Below are 7177 nucleotides of genomic sequence, written 5' to 3'. Positions count from 1 at the left end.
CAGTTTACGAGAATTAATGTTAGAACTCAATAAAATAAAAAGAACTCAAATCAATAAAAAAAATATAATATTTTCAGAACTCACAAAAAAACAAAATAAAATTATTGAAGCTTTTGAGATTGACTGGGAACAAAAAACATAGTTATTAACTTTTTATCCAATTTAGGATACAAGAAACGCTAAGCCTGTTATTTTATAAGTTAATGTTTTGCTGAAAGAAAGTTTTTAGTTTTTAGTTTTTAGTTTTTAGTTTTCTCTGTGAATCTGTCTTTGGCAAAGTTGATTACCTACAGTATTTGGCATAGAACCTTTTTTTGTTAATAAATTACAGAAAAATTAGTTAAAAAGTTTTTTACCTTTACACTTTAATAAAAACATAAAACATTGGAAGCAATAGTAAAATGAAAGTACGTTTAATAATTTTGTTATTTTTTTTATCAACTTTTGTTATTTCTGCACCAGCACAAGAAGAAGTTAAAATAGATGTTAATTTAACAGGAAATACTTCAGGAAATATTTTTAAAATAAAGATAACTAACAATTCACAAAAAGTTTTTATAAAAAAAGTATATCCTTTTTATTATCCGTCAACAAAAAATACCAGTGGTTATTTGCTTGATAAAAACAGGATTTTTAAAGTTGGCATAGGCGAGTCTAAAACATTTTTCCTTGAAGGATACAGTACAGATATTGATAAAAACACAATAAGTAAAGAAATAGAGTGGAATAAGATAAAAAAACTTTTTGAAATAAAGCCTTTAAGCATTGATTCAATCACAATGATGTTTCATAAATTTAATGTAAAAAAGCTATCAAATTCTGATCTGATTCCCTTTGATTTTATTGTTACTAATCCCGGCACCTTTGAATTTTATAAGTATAAATTTAATCCTTCAAACAATCAGCAATTGGCAAATTCTGTAATGCTTGAACAAATGAGATTATTAGAAAAAGCTTACCGGAGGTTGTACAAAGCAGGAAAATTAGTTACTCATTTTAACAATGCTCCCGAGTTGGAAAAAAGAATTATTTTACAAGTTGGAATTTGGATTTGTGCTTCGGGAAACAAGGGAGTTGCACTTAAAAAGCCCCAATTTAAAAAAGCATTAAATCAAATTTTTGAAGCATATTCGGATGCTAATAAACTCAAAAATGCAAAGAACTCATTTAGCCGATATTTGAATATTATTGAAACACTTGGAATAGAATCAAAAACTTTTATTACTCCTGATGTTCTTGAAAAAAACCCCAAATGCCTTCCGAAACATTTTGGTTACAAACCTACAAGTTACGCTGTGAGAACACCTACTGTAAGTTTCGAAAAATATGATATTTTTAAAGTAAGAAATCAAAGGTTTGATAATGAAAATAAATGCCTGCCTTGTAAGGCAAAAAAGAGTTTGAGTCCATTAGTTAAAACATATTTATTGTCCTTTGAAATTGAGCATTTAGAAAAAGATTTTTTGAAAGGATTAAGTAAAAATGATAAAAAACTATCTAAAGAAATAACAACTGATCTTGAATTTTTGAAAACTTTTGACATTAAATCATGGGTGAAAAATGAAAAATGGAGTTTTGATTTAAAGTCAATAATTACCTACGAATATTTTAAAAGCATGATTGATCAGGGGGTTGTACTAATTGATAGCAGACAGTTATCAACGAATGATGCCACCTTAAAATCAATTGCTTATAAAAGCACAGAAATATTTAAAGACCTTTTATTTATTTATCAAAACCAAAATTCAGTTTTTAATTTGGATTGTTGTGATAAAATAAATTATCCCGAGGCAGAACACTTTTACATAAGCAATAAAATAAATGAACTTTTTAAAGATTTTAATCAAGCAATTTTATTATCAAAAAAGGATTCGTTAAAATCGCTTTCTCCCAAAAGATATAAATCAAAAATGATGGTGCAAGGAACCGCTATTTATTCTTTAAATCATTTGCTTACATTTTACAGAATGTTTATGTTGAATACTCAATATGTTTGCATGAGTTCAGATGTTCCTGAAGATAAAGATGCAGTTTATCAACGTATAAAAGATGAATTTGGTTATTCTGGGAAGCTCGAAGGAAGTTATTACAACAAAAGATTTAAAACGAAAATTTCTGATAAAGAAAATATAACTTTTGTATTTAATAATTGTTTTTGTGGCGATAACAGGGAATCAACTGTGTTGTTTTTTAATGTAAAACCAAATGAAAAAATTGATGTTTTAAATAAAAGTAATTTTAAAAATATAAGATTGTTGCCAAATAAAGAATTTAGTTTTTCAATGGGGAAAATTTTTGCAGGAAGTGAAGGAGCGGATAAGTTTAATGCCGGTGGTTTAATTAAAATTGAAAAAAAGATTACAGAAAATAATTATGATTCATTTTTTATTGCAAAGTATGCTAGCGATTACAAATACCAAGAACCTGAAAACTTTAGGATTACAGATATCCTGAATTACAGTTTTTCATTTGGTTATGATGTGATTACTGATTTGCAATTACGCTTGAACGCAGGATTTTTTAAAGGCTTTGCTGAAGCAGATGTTAAGATGAATTATGACAACAATAAAGCTATAACTGATTTGTTAAGAAGCCATGTAAATTCAATTTATGGAGGAGTTGGGCTTAGGTATTATTTTGGCGAAAAATATAAACCATTTGTAGGAGCTTCTTACAATCGTATGAAAATCTCCAATACAGATTCTAAATTAATTTCCGAAGGTTTAGAAATAAGTATGGAAAATATTGATGATTATTTTGTTTCAGTTGCTTCGTTTGAAGCAGGGTTAAGGTACATGGTTAATCAGGATTTTTTTGTTGATTTTAATTCATTTATTTTCAATCGTTGGGAAACAAATTCTAATAATGAAAAAATAACAGCTATTGATTACGGTTTTAATTTTACTTTTGGAATGAAATTTTAACTTTTTTACAAGAAAAAAATACCGTTAAAGCTCTTAGAATAATGATTTTTAATAACTAACAGTTTAATTGTTATTGGGTTTAAAAATTGCTGTATAATTTTTGTTCAATTTTTTTGGGAATTAGTGATTTCAGATTATATATTTATATTATGACTACAACAATGATAAAACCTACAAAAGGTAGATTATTAGTTTCAGTACCCTTTCTGAATGATCAATTTTTTGGTCGATCCGTTGTTTTAATAACCGAACATAATGAAGAAGGTTCTGTTGGTTTAATAATAAACAAACCGTTAAGCACAGCGATTGGAGAAGCTATCAAAGACTTTTCTGATTTTAATACAAACTTACACATGGGTGGTCCTGTAGAAGCAAACTCCTTATTTTACTTACATACAAAAGCTGATTTAATTGAGGGGAGTGTAAAAGTAATGGAGAATTTATACTGGGGCGGTAATTTTGAATCTGTTAAAGCAATGATTGAGAATAAGCAAATTGCACCGGAAGAAATAAAATTTTTTGTTGGTTATTCAGGATGGGGACCAAATCAGCTTGATGAAGAATTAAAAAGAAAAAGCTGGATAGTAACAAAAGCTAAGGTAGATAAAATTATGGAGCCAAATCTTGATTCCTACTGGAAAGATAACTTAAATGATTCTAACAAAAAAGAATATAGTGTGTGGGCAAATTATCCTGTTAATCCTTCTTTAAACTAAGAATTCTATTTTTTTTGATACACATTTTATTTTTAAGGAAGTTCTATTTTATTGAGTAGCTCAGTGTGATAGAAGTTTATAAACTAATAAAAAAAGTTTTGATTGCCTCCCCTATTTAGTGCAAATTGTGCCTTGGTGTCTTTGTGGCAAGATATTGATAATTAGCCACGAAGGCTCTAAGACACGAAGAATCACAAAGTATGAAACAATTCATTATGGAATTATTATGCGAAACTTGAGTAAACTAATAAAAAAAGTTTTGATTGCCTCCCCCTATTTAGTGCCTCTTAGAAAACTCTCCAAAATATCATTTTACCAATTACAAAAATAATGAATTTTTATTCGTTTATTTGAATTGATAAAAATGTATCATTTGTGTATTAGAATGTGAGATTTTACAAAAAAGAAAAAATGGAACTAAAAAAATATATTCGAGATATTCCTGATTTTCCTAAAAAAGGAATACTATTTCATGATGTAACAACACTTTTTAAAAATTATAAAGCATATAATTATGTTTTAGAAAAGTTTAAAGAAAAATATCAAGAAATGAAAATTGATTACGTGGCAGGAATTGATGCACGTGGTTTTATCATTGGCGGTACAATAGCTTCTATACTTAAATGTGGATTTATTCCAATTCGTAAACCGGGAAAACTACCTGCTGAGGTTCTTTCGGAAGAATATCAATTGGAATATGGAACAGACACTGTTGAAATTCATAGTGATGCACTACAAAAAGGAGATAGAATTATTGTTGTTGATGACCTTGTTGCCACAGGAGGAACATTGCTTGCCGGAGTAAAACTAGTTGAAAGACTTGGTGGAGTTGTTGTTGGAGTGGGAACAATAATCGATATGCCAGACCTTGGAGGACGTGAAAAATTAAAGGATTATGACTTTTTTAAATTGGTTGAATATTCGGGTAAATAAGAAATGAGTTCTGAGCATTTAAAATATGTTATTGCTTTGCAAATGGTGCCATTGATAGGTCCCAAATCTGCAAAAAGTTTAATATCCTTTTGCGGAAGTCCCGAAGCTGTTTTTAAAGAAAAAAAATCACATCTTGTAAAAATACCCGGCATAGGAGAAAGTATGTCTTCAAAAATTGTAAAATTTAATAACTTTGACAAAGTTGATAAAGAATTAGATTTTATAGAAAAACACAACATAAAGCCATTATTTTATTGGAATGAAGAGTATCCGAAAAGATTAATTCATATTGAAGATGCACCTGTAATGTTATATTATAATGGTAATGCTGATTTAAATGCACAAAAAATTATTGGAATTGTAGGTACAAGGTCTGCAACAAACTATGGTAAAGATTTTTGTACAAAGCTCGTTAAAGAACTTGCAGAATTTGATGTAACAATCATTAGCGGATTAGCTTATGGTATTGATTATTGTGCACACAAGGAAGCTGTCAATAACAATCTACCGACAATTGGTGTTTTAGCTCATGGCTTGGATACTCTATATCCTTTTCAGCATAGAGATCTTGCTTTAAAAATGATTGAAAATGGTGGACTTTTAACTGAATTTCCAACTGAAACAAATCCAAACCGAGAAAATTTTCCCAAACGAAACAGGATTGTAGCAGGAATGGTTGACGGATTGATTGTGGTTGAATCCCCCAAAAGAGGTGGTGCATTAATAACAGCAGAAATTGCCTACTCTTATGACCGTGAATTATTTGCTGTGCCAGGAAGAAACAATGACAAAACATCTGAGGGTTGCAATAATTTGATACGTATTCAAAAAGCAAATATTCTTACAGAAGCAAAAGATATTGCTTATCATCTTGGATGGGATATGAAAAAAAGGAAAAAAGTAAAGAAAAAAATTAATATCTCATCACTCTCAGAAATTGAAAAACTAATTGTCCTTACTATTCAGGCTAATGAAAAAATACATATTGATAAATTGGCAACTTTAGCGGGTCAAAATTCGTCAAAACTTCCGATACTACTTTTAGAGTTGGAATTCAAAGATTTTATCCAACCTTTACCTGGTAATTTTTATAGAATTAAATTATAACAAATTATTACTTATGAAATATAGATTAAATAAATTCTTTCTCATTTTAATCCTTTTCACTCTTAATTTTTCTTTCGGCTATTCGCAGGAATTTACACAAAAACCAAGAAATGTAATTTTGTTAATAGGCAACGGAATGGGATTATCTCACATTAGCTCGGGAATGATAAAAAATGGTGGAGAATTAAATATGTTCCGATTAAAAACAATTGGTTTAATTAAAACACATTCTTCAGACAATCTCATTCCTGATTCGGAAGCCAGTGGAACTGCAATAGCAACAGGAGCAAAAACATACAATGGAGCTATTGCTGTTGACAATGATGGAAATGCTGTAAAATCCATCCTCGAAATTGCAAAAGAACAAAATAAAAAGACAGGAATTGTTGTAACATCTTCAATTACCAATGCCACTCCTGCAAGCTTTTATGCACATAGAAAATCAGGACGTAAGGACGAACAAATAGCAAATGACCTTGTTAGCTCAAATGTTGATGTTTTTGTTGGTGGAGGAAGAAAATATTTTGGAAAAAGAAGAGATAAAGAGGATCTTATTTTCAAACTCAGGAAGAAAAAATATAATATCGTTGATAATATTAAAGGAATAAAAAATGGTATTTTTAATAGAAAAACAGCAGCACTTGTTTCAAAAGAACATTTGCCAAAAAGCAAAATTAGAAGTGATTATTTATCACAGGCATGGCTAAAAACATTTAAAAAACTTAACAGAAATAAAGATGGTTTTTTTATGGTAATTGAAGGTTCTCATATTGGATGGGCAAGCCAAGCAAATAACACCGATTATATGCTTAATGAACTTTTGGACTTTGATAAAGTAGTGGGAGAAATAATGGATTTTCTTGCTGTTGATGGAGAAACTTTAGTAATTGTTTTAGCAAATCAAGCAACTGGAGGTCCTGTAATTGTTGAAGGTTCTTTACAAAAGAAAAAAGTAAAAGTTAAATGGGCTACTAAAAAAAACACTCCCGACCTTGTTCCTGTATTTGCACATGGTCCAGGTTCTGAAATTTTTGCAGGAGTGTATGACAATACTGAAATATTTAATAAACTAAAACATCTTATAACCAATTATTAATTACACTATGGAATTCGACCTTAAAAATATAACACTAATTGTTCTTGCATTAATTTTTGTATTGAAAAGAGTTTTTGCAAAACATCCGATTGTAGTAAAATACAACTCAATAATTACATCAATAATTATTTTTGCTTTAGCACTAATAATGGTTTTTATGTTCTGGAATGAAAATCTATACATTGGTATTTTTGCAGTAGCTTTAGGTAGTATAGCTATTATTAAAGTAGTTTATGATTTTTCTAAGAAAACTAAAAACAAATAAATGTATTTTCTAAAAGACTTATTTCAGTTTATAAAAGAAAGAAAAAAGTATTGGTTGTTGCCAATAATAATTTTCCTTTTAATAATTGGAATTGTCATTGTATTCGGTAGCAATTCTGCAATTGCACCATTTATTT

The 7177-nt window shown here is 29.0% G+C and carries 7 protein-coding genes; all 7 read left to right on the top strand.

Translation table 11 applies throughout. The features are described from left to right. Nucleotides 1–401 precede the first annotated feature (401 nt). Nucleotides 402–2924, top strand: a complete 2523-nt coding sequence (locus tag U9R42_14600) for an autotransporter outer membrane beta-barrel domain-containing protein (GenBank protein MEA3497254.1) — start codon at nucleotides 402–404, stop codon at nucleotides 2922–2924. Between the two features lie 149 nt (nucleotides 2925–3073). Beyond that, nucleotides 3074–3640: a YqgE/AlgH family protein gene (locus U9R42_14595; GenBank protein MEA3497253.1), complete on the top strand. Its 567-nt coding sequence runs from the start codon at nucleotides 3074–3076 to the stop codon at nucleotides 3638–3640. 411 nt (nucleotides 3641–4051) lie between these two features. Next, nucleotides 4052–4573 (top strand): adenine phosphoribosyltransferase, encoded by a 522-nt coding sequence (locus U9R42_14590; GenBank protein MEA3497252.1) that lies wholly within the window; start codon nucleotides 4052–4054, stop codon nucleotides 4571–4573. 3 nt (nucleotides 4574–4576) lie between these two features. Next, the gene (dprA, locus tag U9R42_14585) at nucleotides 4577–5680 is read left to right on the top strand and encodes a DNA-processing protein DprA (GenBank protein MEA3497251.1); all 1104 of its coding nucleotides are present in this window, start codon (nucleotides 4577–4579) and stop codon (nucleotides 5678–5680) included. 13 nt (nucleotides 5681–5693) lie between these two features. Then, the gene (locus tag U9R42_14580) at nucleotides 5694–6776 is read left to right on the top strand and encodes an alkaline phosphatase (GenBank protein ID MEA3497250.1); all 1083 of its coding nucleotides are present in this window, start codon (nucleotides 5694–5696) and stop codon (nucleotides 6774–6776) included. A 7-nt stretch (nucleotides 6777–6783) separates the two neighbouring features. After that, entirely contained in the window at nucleotides 6784–7041 is a 258-nt protein-coding gene (locus U9R42_14575) for a hypothetical protein (protein MEA3497249.1), read from the top strand. Further along, nucleotides 7042–7177: DUF5989 family protein (locus U9R42_14570; protein ID MEA3497248.1), on the top strand; the 136-nt coding region annotated here is incomplete at its 3' end. It lies immediately after the preceding gene.

The organism is Bacteroidota bacterium (assembly GCA_034723125.1).
Taxonomy (GTDB): Bacteria; Bacteroidota; Bacteroidia; order CAILMK01; family JAAYUY01; genus JAYEOP01.
Note: the sequence above shows the minus strand (reverse complement) of the source record. Positions and strands in the feature narration are given on the sequence as shown.